Origin of the sequence: Nonomuraea pusilla (assembly GCF_900109355.1) — a bacterium.
Lineage (GTDB): Bacteria > Actinomycetota > Actinomycetes > Streptosporangiales > Streptosporangiaceae > Nonomuraea > Nonomuraea pusilla.
This window is the reverse complement of sequence record NZ_FOBF01000009.1, coordinates 190,635-206,832: the sequence shown is the minus strand read 5'-3', so window position 1 is coordinate 206,832 and position 16,198 is coordinate 190,635. Positions and strand designations below refer to the sequence as shown.

Genomic DNA, 16,198 nt, shown 5'->3' with positions numbered 1-16,198 from the left:
CCAGGGGACTGCCCGGCTAGAAGTAACTCACTCCAGCCTTCGGCCCCTTGCCGCGCATCAGCGTCGGCACGGTCACCAGGTGGTAGCCGCGCTTCTTGAGCTCCCGGACGATCTCCGGCATGGCCTGGACCGTCTGCGGGACGGTGTCGTGCATGAGGATCACCCCGTCACGTTCGGCCAGCCTGAGCACAGCGGCCTTGATCTTCTTGGCGTCGCGCAGCTTCCAGTCGAGCGTGGTGCCCGTCCACAGGATCTGGGCCAGCTCCTGCTGGTCGGCCAGGCCGAGCACCCGCTCGTCCGTCTCGCCGTACGGCGGACGGTACATCGTCGGGCGCCGCCCCGTGGCGTCGGCGATCAGAGCCTGCGTGGTACGCAGCTCCTCCAGGATCTCGTTGTCGTGCAGCGACGTCAGCCATGGGTGGGAGTAGGTGTGGTTGCCGACGGCGTGCCCCTCCTCCGCCTCCTGCCTGGCCACCGAGGGACGCCGCTCCACCTGCTTGCCCACCAGGAAGAAGGTGGCCTTGGCGCCCTCCTCACGCAGCACCCGGAGCAGCGCGGGGGTGTGATCGCCCGGCCCGTCGTCGAAGGTCAACGCCAGGCATTTCACCCGGGCACAGTCGATCGTCGTCCGCTGGTCGGTCGCGGGCGCCGCGGTGAAGGCCAGCGAAGCCGCGAGCATGGCGTGAATCAACACAGGCGACAGCCTAGGGCCAAACCCGCGCGCCCGCGCTCCACGCCCGTCCGCCCGCGAACCCCGTGACGCACGGCCGTCCCGCCGGGCGCCGGCCTCTCACCGACCCCGAGAAGACGCCTGCCCTCACCAGGAGCCCTCCAGCAACGGCCTGCACGGCCCAGCAGGTGTCCGGCTCTGCGGGCGCGTTTCAGGAGAGGCCTGGAGGAACGTCATGAACGCCGTAGCCGCCCAGCGGTGATACCTCGTGTCGATCTTCAACCGTCGGAGAGGTGCGCATGAGCCCAGGCAGTGGGTTGGTCGCTCACCGGCGACCGGGTCGTCGTCACCCCCGCCGGCGTGGCGTGGCGAAGGTCCGCCTGCCGAGGGGCGACTGGAACCTCTACGCCGACGTGGGCGACGACGAGGTGACCATGGCCGCGCACCAGGCCGTGCCGCTGACCGACGGCCTGGTGGGTTTGACCGGGTGAGATCGATCACCGGGTCAACGTTCCCGGGCGGGCCGCTAGCGGCGGAGGCGGGCGCGCAGGAACAGGGTCACGCCCTTCAGCGACCTGACCGGGAGGTACCGTTCGGCCCGCACCACCGCCGACAGGCCGGCGTTGACCAGCGCGGGCATCCGGCGCAGGTCGCTGCCCGCCGAGCGGCGCCGGTGCATCGCCACGAACGGCCGCAGCAGGACGTTCCAGCTCCACACCCGCTCCACCTCCAGGCCGGCCCGCTCCACCACGACCGTCAGCGAATCACGTCCGTACCTGCGTACGTGCCCCACCGCCGCGTCGTGCGCCGACCACAGCGTCATGTCGCATGGCACCGCGATGAGCGCGTGCCCGCCGGGCCGCAGCACGCGGGCGATCTCCTCGGCCACCAGGTAGTCCTCCTGGACGTGCTCCAGCACGTCGAACGCGGTCACGAGGTCCATGCTGGACGGTTCGAACGGCAGGGCCCGCGCGTCGGCCCGCACCGTGGTCAGGCCGCGCGCCCTGGCCGCTCCTGCCGCCTCCTCGGACGGGTCGGCGGCCGTGGCGTCCCAGCCCGCCTCGGCCAGCACCCGCGTGTTGCCACCGCCGGCCGCGCCGATGTCCAGGGCCCGTCCAGGACGGCTGCGCGCCTGGCCCAGCCCGCGCACCTCGGCGCGGAGAACGGCCCGGCGTTCCCGGAACCACCAGTGGGTGTCCTCAAGGTCGATCAGTCGGCGGATCTCAGTGATCTCCATGACGGCTTCCTGCAAGGGAGGGATGGAAAGAACGGGAGGGGGACGGAACACCCCGAGGGGCGTGCCGAGGGGGCGTGCCGAGGGGCGTCCCGAGGGGGCGGCAGACGGTCGCGGCGCCACCCCGCCGGAACCGCCGCCTCCGCTGGAACCGCCGCCTCCGCCGGAACCGCCGGCGGCCAGGAGCGCCGGGCGGTGCTTCCCGTCGCCCGGGAGCGCGGCACAAGCCGTGCCCCCAGGTGCCAGGCGAGTCCCATGCTGGGCGGAGTCGCCCTGCCCCCGGGGTTCCGCGTGCGGCGGAGTTCCCCGTGGACGGGTGCCCCGGTGCGGTGGGGCACCCCGGCGCGCTCCGCGGGGCGCAGGTCTCGGGTGGTCGGGAGTCCTGCTTCCGGCGGAGCCGTCCGACGGCTTCGGGCACCGACATCGTCGTGGGCCGTCGCGCCTCGGCGGCCGGGGTTTCTGCACCGCATTCCGGCAGCGGGAGATCCTTTTACCTTCCTCCCGCCGCCCGACGAGCTGGTCGCGTCACGGCAGGACGGTCACCAGGCGGGTGAACTCGGCCGGCAGGTCGACGCCGTCCCACACACGGTGGAAGGTGAGCGCGTCGCCGACCGGCACGATCCGGTCGACGCCGCGCCCGGCCAGCGCCTGCGCCAGCTCCTCCAGTTCGGCCCGGGTGAAGCCGAAGTACGTCATGGTCTGGTCGCGGCGCCGTACCAGGGGCACCAGGTCGGCGGGGGAGGAGAGCCCGGCGTGCACGAACGTCCCCGCGCCCAGCCACCGCCCCGGCGCGGTGACGCCGTCGCCCGCGAGCGTGACGTTGGCCAGCGCGTTGCCGTGGAAGGCGATCGACCCGGCCACGCCGTCGGCGGCCAGCCCGTACGTCGCGACGCGCTTCTCCACCGCCATCGCCGCGTCGACGCCCCACCCGCGCTCGGCGAGCACCCGCCACAGGTGGGTGGTGAAGTCGGCGAGGGCGGCCTCCCGGCCGGACGGCTCGCCCACCCAGTAGACGGTGCGCGGCGACGAGCAGGCGGCCTGGTCGAACCAGTACGCGTCGTTCGCGAAGCCCTGGGCGGCGCGGACCCTGGCCGACCGCGGCGCGTCCAGCCAGGCCGCCGCCTTGATCGCCGCGAACGAGGACCGGTCGGGGAAGGTCAGGTCGCGGGCGTGGGGGGCGAGCGGATGCCGCCTGATCTCGTCCACGGTGCGGTCGCCGCCCCACACCACCCGCAGGTCGCAGGCCGCCGACAGCGCGGCCGTGACGTCGGCCGAGCGACCGTACGAGACCAGGCGCTGGGTGGCGGACACCGCGGCGCGGACCGCGGGTTCGGCCTCGGCCAGGGCTTCGCGCAGCGCCTCGACGATCGCCGTGGCGACCGCGCCCGCCCTGCGCGACAGGCGCACGACGTTGCGGTTGCCCATCAGCGCCGACAGCGCCCACGAGTAGACGAACACGGTGTCGACGTTCGCGGGCGGCACGTGGAAGACCAGGCCGCGCGGCACGCGGACGTGCTCGCCCCGCATGGACTCGAGCGTGCGGACCAGCTCGCTCGGCCGCAGGAAGAAGCCGAGCGACCCCAGTTCGGGGTGGCGGCGGGCGAGCGCCGGGCGCAGGAGCCGCCTGCCGAACGCCGTCAGGAACGCGATCATCCGCTCGTCGCCGACGCCGAGGGCGCCGGCCGACGCGAGCTCGCCGATCAGCGCGCCCGCGGGGACCGTCGCAGGCGCCGGGAACGTCACCTCGACCTGCTCGTCCAGGTCTGACTGCGCCCGCATCACACCCGCCCACCGCCCCGGCCGCCCACGACCGCCTCACCTGGCTCCGCCGCCCGCGCGCCACCCGGGACCACCGCACCGGGCTCCGCCTGGGCGTACACGTCGCTGCAGCCCCTGGCCTCCGCTCTGGGCAGCCTGCCGAGCACCGAGAACCGCTTGCCCGGCCACACGCCGTCGTCGACGCCGTGCACCACCCCGAGGTCCTCGGTCAGCAGCACGTGCCCCGGGTACGACGTCGGCAGCGTGCTGACCACCTCCACCAGCCCGGGAGTGCCCGGCGGCGCCTCCTCCCACGTCTCGGGGTCGCGTACGACGACGGTGGCGAAGTCGGGGCAGTAGAGCCCGTCGCCGTCCGGCCCTTCCAGGAAGATCGTCCCGATCTGCTCCACCATCCCGTAGAAGTTGTGTATCCGGGTCAGCCCGCACTCCTCGGCCAGCGTGCGGCGGAACTCGGCGTTGCCGACGGCCTGCTCGGCCAGCCGCTTCCAACCGCCGGAGTGGATCAGGGTGCCCTGCGAGAGGTCGGCGCCGAGCCCGCGCAGGTGCAGCCACACCATGAACGTGAAGCCGAAGATCAGGAAGGGCTCGCCGCCGTGCCTGCGCAGGAAGCCGCCGACCGCCTCGGTGTCGACGCGCCCCTGCTCGTCGAGCACGAACGTGTGGTCCCTGCCGAGGTTCATCATGCCCAGCACGCCTGCGCCGCGGGCGCTCAGTGTCGGGTCGCGCACCACGGAACGGGTGTCGGCGATCAGCATCGGCAGCCGCCGCCCGCCCAGCACCGCCCGCAGCGTGGCCGCCAGCATGCGCGGCTGCGCCGCCGCGGCCTCCCTGTCGAGGTGGACCCGGCTCGGCGCCCCCGTGGTGCCGCTGGAGACGAGCACGCGGAACACCTGGTCGGCGGGCACGCTGCGCAGCTCGTGCGTCTTGAACATGCGTACGGGAAGCCAGGGGAAGTCGGCCACCCGCTCGTACGCCGGCGCCGCCCCGATGGCGTCGAGGATCCGCCGGTACGGCTCGCAGGCGCGCCGGTGCCGCTCGGTCAGCTCCGCCAGCCGGGGTACGAGCGCCGCCTCCCTGTCGGGTTCGGCCAGCGTGAAGACGCTCGTGACGACGCTCACGTACGGGCCTCCAGCTCGCGGTAGACGACGCTCACGTACGGGCCTCCAGCTCGCGGTAGTCGACCTTGCCGGTGGCCAGCAGCGGCAGCCGCTCGACACCGCGCACGTCGAAGCCGCTCCAGTGCAGCCGCAGTTCGGCGCCGAGCCGCCGGGCGAGCGCCGCGCACCGGTCGGCGGCCAGGCCCTCGGCCCACACGGTGACGCGGTCGTCGCCGCTGGTCGCCGCGACCGCGCCGCAGTCGCGTACGAGCCGCTCGACGTCGTCGAGGTTCACCCGGACGCCGAACACCTTCGCGATGCGCTTCACCCGCCCGGTGATGCGCAGGAAGCCCTCGCCGTCGAGCTCGCCGAGGTCGCCCGTGCGCAGCACGCCGCCCAGGTCGTCGCCCCTGGCGAGGTCGGCGGCGGTCTCGGCGTAGCCCATCATGACGTTCGGGCCGTGGTAGACGACCTCGCCGCCGTCGATCTCCAGCCTGCCGCCGGGGATCGCGACGCCGGCCGAGCCGAGCTTGTCGTGGAGCCGTTCCGGCGGCAGGACCGCGATGCGGGCCGTGGCCTCGGTCTGCCCGTACATGACGAAGAACCGTTCGGCCTTCGCCGCGAACTCGGCGACCCGGTCGGGCGCGAGCCTGCCGCCTGCCTGGGTGAGCGTGGTGAGCGCCGGATGCTCGGACTGGTCGAAGCGGAGCCTGCGCAGCATCTCGTACTGGTACGGCACCGCGGCGAGCGAGGTGCAGCGGTGCAGGCCGAGGTGGGTCCAGAAGGAGCGTTCGAGCAGCCCGGCCTCGGTGAGCACCACCGTGCCCCCGGCCGCGAGGTGGCTGTTGAGCACCGACAGGCCGTAGCTGTAGTGCAGCGGGAGGCTCGTGGGCGCCACGTCGCCTGGACCGATGGCCAGCGCCGCCGCTATCGCCTCCGCGTTGGCCGCGACGGCGGCCCGCGACAGGCGTACGAGCTTGGGATTGCCGGTGGAGCCCGACGTGGCGAGCAGGACGGCCAGGTCGGGATGCGGCTCGGGCGTGTCACGCCGCGCCGGCGGAACCCCGTCGGGGGCGTGCGCGAAGCCGAACACCGCCGCGGGCCTGAACCGGGCGACCAGGTCGGCGAGCGCGCCGGGGGCGAGATCGGGGTCGAGCAGCGCGACGGGCCGCCGCGCCCCCCAGGCGGCGAGGTAGCGCAGCACGGACGCCAGGTTGTTGCGCATGCCGCAGAACACCGGGCCGGGCCGCAGCCTGGACATCGTCTCGACGCCGCGCGCCACCCGGGGGGCCAGCTCGTCTCCTGACAGGCCGTGCGGCTCGCCGGCCACGACCAGCCGCGCCTGCGGGTGCGGGAACATCACACCACCAGCCCGCCGTCGACCCCGAGGACCTGACCGGTGACGAACGCGGCCTCGGAGGACAGCAGGAAGGCGATGACGCGGGCGACGTCGCCGGGGGTGCCGAGCCGGCCGAGCGGCGTGGCCCCGACGACGTCCGCTCGGGACGCGTCGTCGAGCGTGTCGAGCATGCCGGTCTCGACGTAGCCGGGGGCCACCGCGTTCACCCGGATCCCGGCGGGCCCGAGCTCCTTCGCCGCCGCCGTCGCCAGGCCGAGGAGCGACGCCTTGGTCGCGGAGTACACCGCCTGCCCGGCGCCGCCCGCGCGGCCCATGATCGACGAGACGAGCACCACGGCCGGGCAGGAGCCCCTGCGCAGCAGCCTGACCGACGCCTGCAGCGTGTGCGCGGCGCCGGCGGCGTTGACCTGGAAGAGCCTGCCGACCTCGGCGGAGCCGACCATGCCGAGCAGGCCCGCGGTGTGGACGCCCGCGTTGACCACCAGCGCGTCGAGGCGGCCGTGACGCTCGTGGACGCGGCGCAGCACGGCCGAGACGGCCGCCGGGTCGGCGACGTCGCCGTGGACGGCGTCGGCGCGCCCGCCGGTCTCCGCCGCCACCTCGGCGGCGGCCTTGGCGGCCCGCTCCTCGTCGCGTCCGTGCACGATCACCTCGTAGCCCCTGGACGCGAGCAGGGCGGCGGTGGCGCGCCCGATGCCCGACGTCGAACCGGTGACCAGCGCGACCCTCCCACCGGAGTCCGGGCCCGCTCCCGCGCCTGAACCGGCGGACAGCGGCACGGAAGCAGGGCGATCGCTTCCCGGCAGCGGCGTGGAGCCGGGGCGGTGGCCGTCGGACGGCGGCGCCTGCGCGGGGCGGTGGCCATCAGACCGTGGCGCCTGCGCGGGGCGGTGGCCCTCAGACCGTGGCGCCTGCGCGGGGCGGTGGCCGTCAGACGGCGGCGTCGATGCCATGCTTCTCCAGCAGCTCCGTCGCCTTCGCGAACGAGCTCATGTCGATCATCTCGTCCGTGTCGATCATGATGGAGAACTCGTCCTCCATCGCGGCGACCAGGGACATGTGGGCCAGGGAGTCCCACTGCGGGATCGCGCGGTACTCGAGGCCGTCGACGTCGGCGCCGGGCGGAAGGTTGAGCGCCGAGCGGAAGACGGCGCGCAGGCGGTCGAGATGACTCATGATCACTCACTCTCTGTCCTCGTACCGCGACGTAGTGTAGCCGCTTTTGGGTGGTCCGCTGAAACCAACGCCCGGCATGAGTAATGGAACCGTATAACGCGCGGTGGCGCCCGTCCGGGGCTGGAAATGTCGGTGGAGCGCGCCGACGGCTACAGAGGGAAGAATGGACGAATCCAATCACTGGTATGGGCATTCCCGCATACTCTCCCAATACTGCGGAATGCCCGACGACACGCCCAAACGCATTCAGGGGTTCCTTCAGCACGGCTGGAACTACCTCCACGGATTCCCGCCGAACGACCACTGGTGCAGCCCCGGATACCCCCGGTTCGTCTGGTCCGACGTGCTGCGACGGCGTGGCTGGTCGATGGGGCGGCGCGGGCACTACCTGGTCGGTGCCCCCTGGATCTACCTCCTCCACCTCGAACCTGACCTCGGTGTCACACCCGACCGGAAAGGGACGATCTGGTACCCGTTTCACGGCTGGGAGAAGTCCTCGGTCAGCGGCGACCACGCCCGCCTGGCCGACGAGATCAGGGACGTGGAAACCGGCCCGGTGACGGTCTGCCTTTATTGGCTGGAATTCGCCAATCCGGACATCAGACGGGCGTACGAATCGCGGGGATTCCGGGTGATCTGCCATGGCGAGCGCGGATCTCGCTGGGACGTGAAGGGCCGTAACTTCCTGCGCAAGCAGCTCGTCGAACTGCGGCGGCACCGCAGGGTCGCCTCCAACCGCCTCGGCAGCGCCCTGTTCTACGGCGCCTCGGTCGGCTGCGACGTCGCCGTGTACGGCGACCCGATGCAGTACGAGGACGAACGCCCCGAGTACGGCGGCACGGCACGCCGCCTGCGGCTCTGGCCCGAGCTGCACGGCACGACCGTCGACCCCGGGGCGGCGGCGGAGGCGGCGCAGCGCGAGCTGGGATTCGAGTATCAGGCCACACCGGAGGAGCTGAGGCGCATGTTCGGATGGAAGCGGGTGCGGTGCGCATGAACGACATCCCTGACGACGTCCGCCGTCACATCCCCACCCCCAGGACCCACCCCTCGGCCCACCGGCCCCCGTCCGCGAGGAACACGGCAAGGGCGGAGGCCGAAGGGGCTCACGAGGAGGCGGCCCGCGAGGCCCACGACGAGGCCACGCCCGAGGTCCGCGAGGAGGCCGCGCCCGAGACTTGCGGAGAGGCGGCGTGCGAGCCCGGTGTGGAGGTGTCGCGCGGGGGGCGCCCGGACGAGCCGAGCGGGACGCACGATCGCGCGGTGACGACGCCCCCGGGTGGGCCGGACACCGGCTCCGACGTCGGCTCCGACGTCAGAGCCGACGTCGGCGGCGACGCATGGCGGAGTCAGGCGCCTGCGGCGGATGAGCGCCTGCCGGGGGCGGGCGACCCGGTGGAGGACGCAGGTGACGGCGCCGGGCTGAACGCCAGGTTCGCCGACCGGGAAGTCGATGCGGCCCCGCCCTCCGCCACAGCACACGACGACGCGGCCGGTGGGGTGGGTCGCGTTCCGCCGTATCCGCTGGGTGAGAGCCCTGCGGGGGCGTTCGGGGGTGGTCGTCGTCCCTTCGGTGAGGCCCTTTCCGGTGAGGTGGGCGAACCGGCGGGGGAAGGCGCACGGCCGTTCCAGCCGATCCAGCCGCTCCAGCCGGTACGGTCCGGCCGGCCCGTTCAGCCCTCCGCGAGGGGAATGATCTTTTCGCAGGACGAGCCCGTTCAGCCTGGTCAGCCCGTCCGGTTCGACCAGGCGGAGCTGCCTGCTCAGCCCGTTCAGGCGGGGCGGCCCCAGGAGGCGCCCGTCCGCCGTGAGATCCCGCGAGGCGCCGATGCCCCCCGTCCTACGGTCGCCGGAACCCCCGACGTTCCCGGTGCCGGGGAGGTGCCGGGGAACGTGCGGATGATCGGCGGCGAGATGCTGCTTTGGTCGGACCTGTCGGATGAGTCCGGCATGACGGACTGGCGGGGCGTGGCGCTGGAGCTGATCCGGCGCGTTCTCCCCCCGCGCGGCAGGGTGCTGATGGTCGGCCCGCACCCCGAGGCCCTCGTGGACGAGGTGGTGACCGCAGCGTCCACCGTGGCGATCGTGCTGCGGTCGTACCCCGACGCGTGCTCGCTCGGCGCGCGTCACCCGGGGCTGGAGGTCTCCTGCGGGCGGCTGGAGGCGTTCGAGCCGCGCGAACCGTACGACCTGGTGCTGGCGCTCGACGGCGTGCTGCGCACGCACTCGGCGGAGGCCCCGGCGGCGTCGTGGGCCGAGTCGGTGTCCGCGCTGGCGCGGCTGGTCGCGCCGGGCGGCCGGCTGGTGCTCGGCGTACGGAACGACCTGGGCGTGGACCGCCTCCTCGAAGCCAGGCCCGACGAGCGCGCGGGTGGCGACGACCAGTGGGCCCCGCACGGCTTCGACGTGACCTACCCGAGCGGCCCGCAGGCGCTGGACCGCGGGCTGGAGGACGCCGGGCTGGCGGTGGAGCGGTTCTACGGGGCGTACCCGGGACGCAGGTCCCCGAGGGCGCTGGTGGCGCGTGAGGCGCTGGCCCGCCTGCTGCCCGACTCGCTGGCGGTGCCGCTCAGCGCGGGCGACGGCGACCGGATGTCCGTGGCGGACCCGCTCCAGCTCACCCGGCTGGCGTTCCGCCACCGGCTGGGCGCGGAACTGGCCCCGCTGTGGCTCACCGTGGCACTCAAACCGGACCAGCCTCAGCCCGGCCTGCCCCAGGGGGAGCCGGGGGACGAGGACCAGGCGGCCCACCGGCCTTCGGTTCACGAGCGGCCGGCAGAGGAACGGCCCGCCGACGAAGGGCCCGCCGGGGAGGGCACCGATGGCCAGAGGCCCGCTCACGAGCCTCAGGTTCACGAGCCCCAGGGCCATGAGCCCCAGGGCCATGAGCACCAGCTTCAGGGGCCCCAGGTTCATGAGCGGCCGAGGGAAGAGCAGGCGCCGGAGACGTCCGAGCGCCTTCCGGTCGCCTCCGGCGGCCCGGCCGTCCTCGTCCCGTCCGGCGCCGCCGGAACGGTCACCCCCGCTGCTCGTCCCGTCGTGCTGCCGCTCGGCCTGATCGAGGACGGCGGGGTGGTGCACGAGCTGACCCGCCGCGGCCTGCGCGGCCTTCCCGACGGCGGGGAACGGCCGGTCCCCAGGGGGCGGGTCGTCGAGGAGGTGCTGGTCGAGGCGTGCGCCCGCGAGGACGTGCGGGCCGTCCGCGAGCTGCTGGCCGCGCTGGCCGAATGGCTGGAGACGAGCGGCGACGCGACCGTCACCACGGACACGCTCGTCTGGGACGGACGCCGCTTCTCCGCCATCCCCCTGACGACCCCGCCCGTCACGCACGCCCCGGACCCCTCGGACAGGGGAGACGACGAGGCACGGGTCGTGCTGTGCCGGGTGCTGTGGCGGTTCGCGGTGCGGCTGCTGGCGGCGGGCCACCACCATCCGTGGCCGTGGCCCCTGGACCCGGAGCAGCTCACGCTCACCCTCTGCGGCATGGCGGGCAGGCCCTGCGACACCGGCGACCTCGACCGGGCCCGCAAGCTCGACACCGAGCTGGGCCGTCCGGCCGAGTTGCCGGCAGGCACGCCGACGTACCGCGACCTGCTGGGGGCCAGGGATCGGCTCGCCGACCAGCTCACGGCCGCCCTGTCCAGGGTGTCGCGGCTGGAGACGAAGCTGTCGTACCGGGAGCGGGAGCTGTCCAGGACGAAGGCGAAGCTGAAGAGGAGCCAGCGCAAGGCGGCCGCGTACCGGCGGACGCTGGGGTTCAGGCTGACGCGCAGGTTCGCCCGTCCGCGCAAGGTCGCCCGCAGGGTCATGCGCCTGCTCTCGGGCTGAGCCGGGCGCGCCGGATTCCCGGACGTGCCCGGCGCGGCTGCTTCCGGCCGAGCCAGGACCGAGGACGTCGAAGTAGAGGAGTGCATGTGCCGGTTCTTTCGGTGATCGTCCCGTTCCACAACGTCGAGAGGTATCTCGGCGCCTGCCTGGACTCGATCTCCGTCCAGACCTTCCGCGACCTGGAGGTGATCTGCGTCGACGACGGCAGCACCGACGGCGGCGCCGCCCTGGTGGCGGCCAGGCAGGAGGACGACCCGCGGTTCCGTCTGATCAGGCAGGACAACCTGGGCGTGGGCCGCGCCCGTAACGTGGGCGTGCGCGCGGCCACGGGCGAGTACCTGGCCTTCGTGGACGGCGACGACATGGTGCCGCGCCAGGCGTTCAGGCGGCTGGTGGGGTCGCTGGAATCGACCGGGTCGGACGTGGCCTGCGGCAACGTCATGCGCCTGTGGCGGAACGCGTTGACGGCGTCGTGGGCGCACAGGGAGGCGTTCGCCCGGACGCTCAGGCGCACCCACATCACGCGCCATCCGCTGCTGGTCCGCGACCGCATGCTGTGGAACAAGGTCTACCGCCGCGCGTTCTGGGACCGCTTCGGCCTGACGTTCCCTGAACGCATGTACGAGGACCAGCCGGTGGCGATGGCGGCGCACATCGGCGCGGCGGCCGTGGACGTGCTGTCGTGCGTCGTCTACCACTGGCGGCAGCGGGACGAGCCGGCCTCGTCCATCACGCAGCGGCGGCTGGAGCCGTCGAACCTGCGTGACAGGATCCTGTCGGTGCTGGAGACGGCCGCGCTGTTCAGCGTGGGCGCGCCGAAGCTGAAGCCGAGCTTCGACGGCGACACGCTGGACATCGACATGGCGGTCGCCGTGGAGGCGGTGGCCGCGGGGGAGTGCCCGCCCGACGCCGGGGTGATCGACCTCGCCGTCCGCTACCTGGACGGCGTGTCGCGTGAGGCGTGGGAGAGCCTGCCGTTCGCGCGGCGGCTCCAGGTGCACCTGCTGCACCAGCGACGGTTGGAGGAGTTGGCCGAGGTCCACGCCGCCGTACGCGACGGCAGGCTGCACCCGCGGCTCTCGCCGGGCGGGCTGGCCGGCAGGCGCTGGCACGCGGAGCACCCGTCGATGCCGCCGCGGCTGTCGGACGTGACACGGGAGCTGGGGCTGAACGCCAGGCTGGTGGAGCTCTGCTGGCGGGGCGGCGCGCTGCGCGGCGCGGGACGGGTCGGGATCGGCGGGTTCGACCTGGGCGCGCTGAGCCGCGTCCGTGTCCGCGCCTGGCTGCAGGAACGCAGGACCGAGGAGACGATCGAGCTCTGCGACCAGCTCGGCGTGCCCGTCTGGGAGGACGTCGCGCAGGAGGACGGCGGCGTGCTGCGCGAGCACGCGTTCCCGTTCCACTTCAGGTTCGACCCGGTGACGTTCACGCCGGCGCAGCTCGCCAGGCGCGGCCACTGGGAGCTGCGCGTGCAGCTCAGGGGGCAGGGGCTGAAGCTCGACGGCAGGGTGGCGGGCCCGCGCTGGCTGCCGCCGCTGGCTCCGTCGCCGTCCTGCCGTCGCGGGGTGTGGGTGGTGCCGGTGCGCAACGCGAAGGGCGCGTGGGGCCTGCGGCTGCGGCAGGCGGGCGCGTTCATCGGCGAGTGCCGCGTCGAGGACGGCGGCGACCTGGTGTTCTCGGGGAGGATCAAGAAGGTCGGCGACGGCGAGCCGGTGCTGCGGCTCACGCGCAAGAACGACGGCGAGGAGATGTACTTCCCCGTGACGCTCACCGGCCAGGACTTCCACGCCCGCGTGCCGCTGGCCGACATCGACGAGGCCGTCGGCGCGGAGTCGTGGTGGGAGGTCGTCATCGACCAGGGCAAGCCGCTGCGCCCCCTGGTGAAGGGCCGTGGGGGCACGATCCTGACGGTGGCCGACCGCCGCTTCCTCATCGACAGGGGCGTGGACGGCTGCCTGGTGCTGGCCGAGCGGTGAGCCTGCCGAGGCGGGGAGGCCCGCCCTGCGGGCCTCGTCACCCGATCGCGCTCCCGGGGGCGCGCGATCGGGCTCCCGGCGGGGTCAGCGCAGGATCGGTGAGCGTCCCGACTCGGCGGGGTCAGCGCAGGATCGCGGTGAGCGTCTCGACGACGTGGTCCTGCTGGGCGTCGGTGAGGTCGGCGAACAGCGGCAGCGACAGCTCCTCGGCGTAGTACGACTCCGCCTCCGGGCACAGGCCGCGCCGGTAGCCGAGGTCCTCGAACACCGGGTGCCAGTAGGCCGGGATGTAGTTGACCTGCACGCCGATGCCGGCCGCGCGCATGCGGTCGTAGACCTCGCGCCTGCGGCCGTCGTGGACCCGCACGGGGTACAGGTGCCAGTTCGGCGTGACGTACGCGCGCCTGGCGGGCGTGGTCAGCCCGGGGACGTCGCGCAGCAGCGCGTCGTAGCGCGCCACCAGCTCGGTACGGCGCGCGCTGAACCTCGGCAGCCGCCTCAGCTGGCTGATGCCGAGCGCGCACAGCACGTCGGGCAGCCGGTAGTTCAGCCCGAACGCGTGCACCTCCTGGTGCCAGCCGCCGTGGCCGGGGTCGCGCTGCTCGCCCGGCTCGCGGACGAGGCCGTGGTTCCTGAAGCGGGCGGCCCGCGCGTGGCAGGCGGGGTCGGCCGCGGCCACCGCCCCGCCCTCGGCCGTCGTCACGGTCTTCGTCGGGAAGAACGAGAAGGTGGTGAGGTCGGCGAGCGAGCCGACCGGGCGGTCCTTGTACGCCGCGCCGAGGGAGTGGGCGGAGTCGGCGATCAGCACCGCCCCTGCGGAGTCGGCGACCGCGCGCAGCTCGTCGTAGTCGGCGGGGTGGCCGGCGTAGTCGACGGCGGTGACCGCCTTCGTGCGCGGGGTCACGAGGGCCGCCGCGGCGCCGGGGTCGAGGTTGCCGGTGTCGGGCTGCACGTCGGCGAAGCGGACGGTGGCGCCGAGCAGCGCCGCCGTGGCGGCGGTGGCCACGAACGTCAGCGGCGAGGTCACGACCTCGTCGCCGGCGCCCACCCCGGCCGCCGCGTACGCGACGTGCAGTGCGGCCGTGCCGGACGTGACGGCCACGCACGGCACGCCGCCCGTGTGGCGCGACAGCTCCGACTCGAACGCGGCGACGGCCGGGCCGGTGGTCAGGAATTCGCCGCGCAGCACCTCGGTCACCGCCTCGATGTCGGACTCGTCGATCGACTGGCGCCCGTACGGCAGCATCACGACTCCACCATGCCGCGCAGGTCGTCGACCGAGAGCCAGCGGTCGTTGGTGTCGGACCGGTAGCTGAAGCCCTCGGGCACCTGCTCGCCCCCGTCGGGCGGGATGTAGCCCCAGGTGGCGATCGTGGGCTGGACGACGTAGCGGTCGGCGAGCCGCAGCGTCCTGCGGCCGTCGTCGGGGCCGATCATCTCCTCGTGCAGCTTCTCGCCCGGCCTGACGCCGATCTCGTACACGGGGCACTCGGGGGCCAGCGCCTCGGCCAGGTCGGTGATGCGCATGCTCGGGATGCGCGGCACGTACAGCTCGCCGCCCTGCATCATGTCGAACGAGTCGACCACGAACCTGACCGCCTGGTCGAGGGTGATCCAGAACCTCGTCATGCGCTTGTCGGTGATGGGCAGGCTCTCGCCCTCGGCGGCCAGGCGCTGGAAGAACGGCACGACCGAGCCCCTGCTGCCCACCACGTTGCCGTAGCGGACGACCGCGAAGCGGGTGGGGTGGGCGGCCGCGTAGTGGTTGGCCGAGACGAACAGCTTGTCGGCGACCAGCTTGGTGGCGCCGTACAGGTTGATGGGGCTGGACGCCTTGTCGGTGGACAGCGCGACGACCTTGCGCACGCCGCAGTCGATCGCGGCCTCGATGACGTTCTGCGAGCCCGCGACGTTGGTGCGGACGTACTCGAACGGGTTGTACTCGGCGGTGTCGACCTGCTTGAGCGCTGCCGCGTGCACCACGAGCTCGACGCCGTGCATGGCGCGGGTGAGCCGGTCGCGGTCGCGCACGTCGCCGATGAACCAGCGCAGCCGCTCGTCGTCGCCGAAGAGCTGGCGGGTCTCGTACTGCTTGAGCTCGTCGCGCGAGAAGACCACCAGCCGCCGTACGCCGAGGTGGTCGAGCGCGTGCCGGATGAACGCCTTGCCGAAGGACCCCGTGCCTCCGGTGACCAGAATCGACGATCCTCTGAGAATGCTCACGCGTGGCCCCCTGAAATCGCGCGGTAGTCGTCCAAGCTGGCCGGTAGCATAGCGCGACGACTCGTTCACGCACTGTCACACGGGGGATTGGGGCTTCGGTGCGTATTGTCGGAATCGTTCAGGCTCGGATGGGATCGACCCGCCTGCGGGGCAAGGTGCTGCGCGAGCTGCGCGGCCGGTCCGTGCTGGGCTGGGTGGTGCGCGCCGTACGCGAGGCGGACGCCGTCGACGACCTCGTCGTCGCCACCACGACGGAGGCGGCCGACGACGCCGTGGCGGCCGAGTGCCGCAGGCTCGGGGTGCCCTGCCACAGGGGGCCGGTCGACGACGTGCTCACCCGGTTCACGCAGGCGCTGGCCGGGCGGCCAGGCGACGCCGTGATGCGCTTCACCGCCGACTGCCCGCTGCTCGACCCGGCCGTCATCAGGGAGGCGGCGCTCGTCTACCGCGCCGTCCCCGGGCTCGACTACCTGAGCACGGGCCTGACCGGCACCCTGCCGCGCGGCACCGACGTGGAGATCGTCGGGGCCGCCGCGCTGGGGCGCGCCGACCGCGAGGCCACCGGGTACCACCGCACGCACGTCACGTCGTACGTGTACGCCGAGCCGGGGGCGGCGCGGCTGCTGGGGCTGGCGTACCAGCCGTCGGCCGGCGACCTGCGGGTGACGCTCGACACCGAGGACGACTGGCGGCTCATCTCGGCCGTGGCCGACGGCCTCGGCGACCGGTGCGTCCCGGTGCGCGAGCTGGTCTCGTGGCTGCGCGCGAGGCCCGAGGTGTGCGCGCTCAACGCCCACGTACGGCAGAAGGAGCTGCAGGACGCGTGACAGAGCCTGCGAAGGGACCTGCGAAGGG

The 16,198-nt window shown here is 73.5% G+C and carries 14 protein-coding genes; 5 read left to right on the top strand and 9 right to left on the bottom strand.

The genetic code is table 11. The annotated features are described in order from the left end of the window. Window positions 1-16: 16 nt before the first annotated feature. Window positions 17-694, bottom strand: coding sequence for a polysaccharide deacetylase family protein (locus BMX74_RS20745; RefSeq protein ID WP_143078706.1), 678 nt, complete (start codon window positions 692-694; stop codon window positions 17-19). Between the two features lie 341 nt (window positions 695-1,035). Here BMX74_RS20745 and BMX74_RS45735 point away from each other — a divergent pair, with 341 nt between their 5' ends. Then, the gene (locus tag BMX74_RS45735) at window positions 1,036-1,161 is read left to right on the top strand and encodes a hypothetical protein (protein WP_256257050.1); all 126 of its coding nucleotides are present in this window, start codon (window positions 1,036-1,038) and stop codon (window positions 1,159-1,161) included. A gap of 35 nt (window positions 1,162-1,196) precedes the next feature. Here BMX74_RS45735 and BMX74_RS20740 read toward each other — a convergent pair whose 3' ends face one another. The 6 genes from BMX74_RS20740 to BMX74_RS20715 form a co-directional block, all read right to left on the bottom strand. Next, complete coding sequence (locus BMX74_RS20740) at window positions 1,197-1,907, bottom strand: class I SAM-dependent methyltransferase (protein ID WP_091102248.1); 711 nt, start codon at window positions 1,905-1,907, stop codon at window positions 1,197-1,199. Between the two features lie 522 nt (window positions 1,908-2,429). Beyond that, a complete protein-coding gene (locus tag BMX74_RS20735) occupies window positions 2,430-3,683 on the bottom strand; it encodes an acyl-CoA reductase (protein WP_091102246.1) in 1,254 nt (417 codons plus the stop codon). Next, on the bottom strand, window positions 3,683-4,801 hold the full coding sequence (locus tag BMX74_RS20730) for a LuxE/PaaK family acyltransferase (protein WP_091102243.1): 1,119 nt from the start codon (window positions 4,799-4,801) through the stop codon (window positions 3,683-3,685). The genes BMX74_RS20735 and BMX74_RS20730 overlap by 1 nt, the downstream gene beginning before the upstream one ends. A gap of 31 nt (window positions 4,802-4,832) precedes the next feature. Further along, the gene (locus BMX74_RS20725) at window positions 4,833-6,140 is read right to left on the bottom strand and encodes an AMP-binding protein (protein WP_091102240.1); all 1,308 of its coding nucleotides are present in this window, start codon (window positions 6,138-6,140) and stop codon (window positions 4,833-4,835) included. Further along, complete coding sequence (locus BMX74_RS20720; RefSeq protein WP_256257048.1) at window positions 6,140-6,919, bottom strand: SDR family NAD(P)-dependent oxidoreductase; 780 nt, start codon at window positions 6,917-6,919, stop codon at window positions 6,140-6,142. The genes BMX74_RS20725 and BMX74_RS20720 overlap by 1 nt, the downstream gene beginning before the upstream one ends. A gap of 151 nt (window positions 6,920-7,070) precedes the next feature. Beyond that, window positions 7,071-7,316 (bottom strand): acyl carrier protein, encoded by a 246-nt coding sequence (locus tag BMX74_RS20715; protein ID WP_055507400.1) that lies wholly within the window; start codon window positions 7,314-7,316, stop codon window positions 7,071-7,073. Between the two features lie 220 nt (window positions 7,317-7,536). Here BMX74_RS20715 and BMX74_RS20710 point away from each other — a divergent pair, with 220 nt between their 5' ends. The 3 genes from BMX74_RS20710 (at window position 7,537) to BMX74_RS20700 (ending at window position 13,120) form a co-directional block, all read left to right on the top strand. After that, entirely contained in the window at window positions 7,537-8,313 is a 777-nt protein-coding gene (locus BMX74_RS20710; protein ID WP_256257046.1) for a hypothetical protein, read from the top strand. Between the two features lie 953 nt (window positions 8,314-9,266). Then, window positions 9,267-11,144 (top strand): hypothetical protein, encoded by a 1,878-nt coding sequence (locus BMX74_RS44250; RefSeq protein ID WP_177227449.1) that lies wholly within the window; start codon window positions 9,267-9,269, stop codon window positions 11,142-11,144. Window positions 11,145-11,230: 86 nt separating this feature from the next. Beyond that, window positions 11,231-13,120 (top strand): glycosyltransferase family 2 protein, encoded by a 1,890-nt coding sequence (locus BMX74_RS20700; protein ID WP_177227447.1) that lies wholly within the window; start codon window positions 11,231-11,233, stop codon window positions 13,118-13,120. A 121-nt stretch (window positions 13,121-13,241) separates the two neighbouring features. Here BMX74_RS20700 and BMX74_RS20695 read toward each other — a convergent pair whose 3' ends face one another. Both BMX74_RS20695 and pseB read right to left on the bottom strand, forming a co-directional pair. Beyond that, window positions 13,242-14,366, bottom strand: coding sequence for an aminotransferase class I/II-fold pyridoxal phosphate-dependent enzyme (locus tag BMX74_RS20695; RefSeq protein WP_091102230.1), 1,125 nt, complete (start codon window positions 14,364-14,366; stop codon window positions 13,242-13,244). Beyond that, on the bottom strand, window positions 14,366-15,343 hold the full coding sequence (gene pseB, locus BMX74_RS20690; RefSeq protein WP_055506464.1) for a UDP-N-acetylglucosamine 4,6-dehydratase (inverting): 978 nt from the start codon (window positions 15,341-15,343) through the stop codon (window positions 14,366-14,368). The genes BMX74_RS20695 and pseB overlap by 1 nt, the downstream gene beginning before the upstream one ends. 98 nt (window positions 15,344-15,441) lie before the next feature. Between pseB and BMX74_RS20685 the strand changes: the two genes are divergently transcribed. Then, window positions 15,442-16,170 carry a cytidylyltransferase domain-containing protein gene (locus BMX74_RS20685; protein WP_091102228.1) on the top strand — a complete coding sequence of 243 codons (729 nt, stop codon included), beginning with the start codon at window positions 15,442-15,444 and terminating at the stop codon, window positions 16,168-16,170. Window positions 16,171-16,198 lie beyond the last annotated feature (28 nt).

Bases quoted from the DNA above. Each gene is read 5' to 3' on its own strand.
- BMX74_RS20735 (WP_091102246.1), bottom strand. From the start codon at position 3,683: ATGCGGGCGCAGTCAGACCTGGACGAGCAGGTCGAGGTGACGTTCCCG.
- BMX74_RS20740 (WP_091102248.1), bottom strand. From the start codon at position 1,907: ATGGAGATCACTGAGATCCGCCGACTGATCGACCTTGAGGACACCCAC.
- BMX74_RS20710 (WP_256257046.1), top strand. From the start codon at position 7,537: ATGCCCGACGACACGCCCAAACGCATTCAGGGGTTCCTTCAGCACGGC.
- BMX74_RS44250 (WP_177227449.1), top strand. From the start codon at position 9,267: ATGACGGACTGGCGGGGCGTGGCGCTGGAGCTGATCCGGCGCGTTCTC.
- BMX74_RS20725 (WP_091102240.1), bottom strand. From the start codon at position 6,140: ATGTTCCCGCACCCGCAGGCGCGGCTGGTCGTGGCCGGCGAGCCGCAC.
- BMX74_RS20695 (WP_091102230.1), bottom strand. From the start codon at position 14,366: ATGCTGCCGTACGGGCGCCAGTCGATCGACGAGTCCGACATCGAGGCG.
- BMX74_RS20715 (WP_055507400.1), bottom strand. From the start codon at position 7,316: ATGAGTCATCTCGACCGCCTGCGCGCCGTCTTCCGCTCGGCGCTCAAC.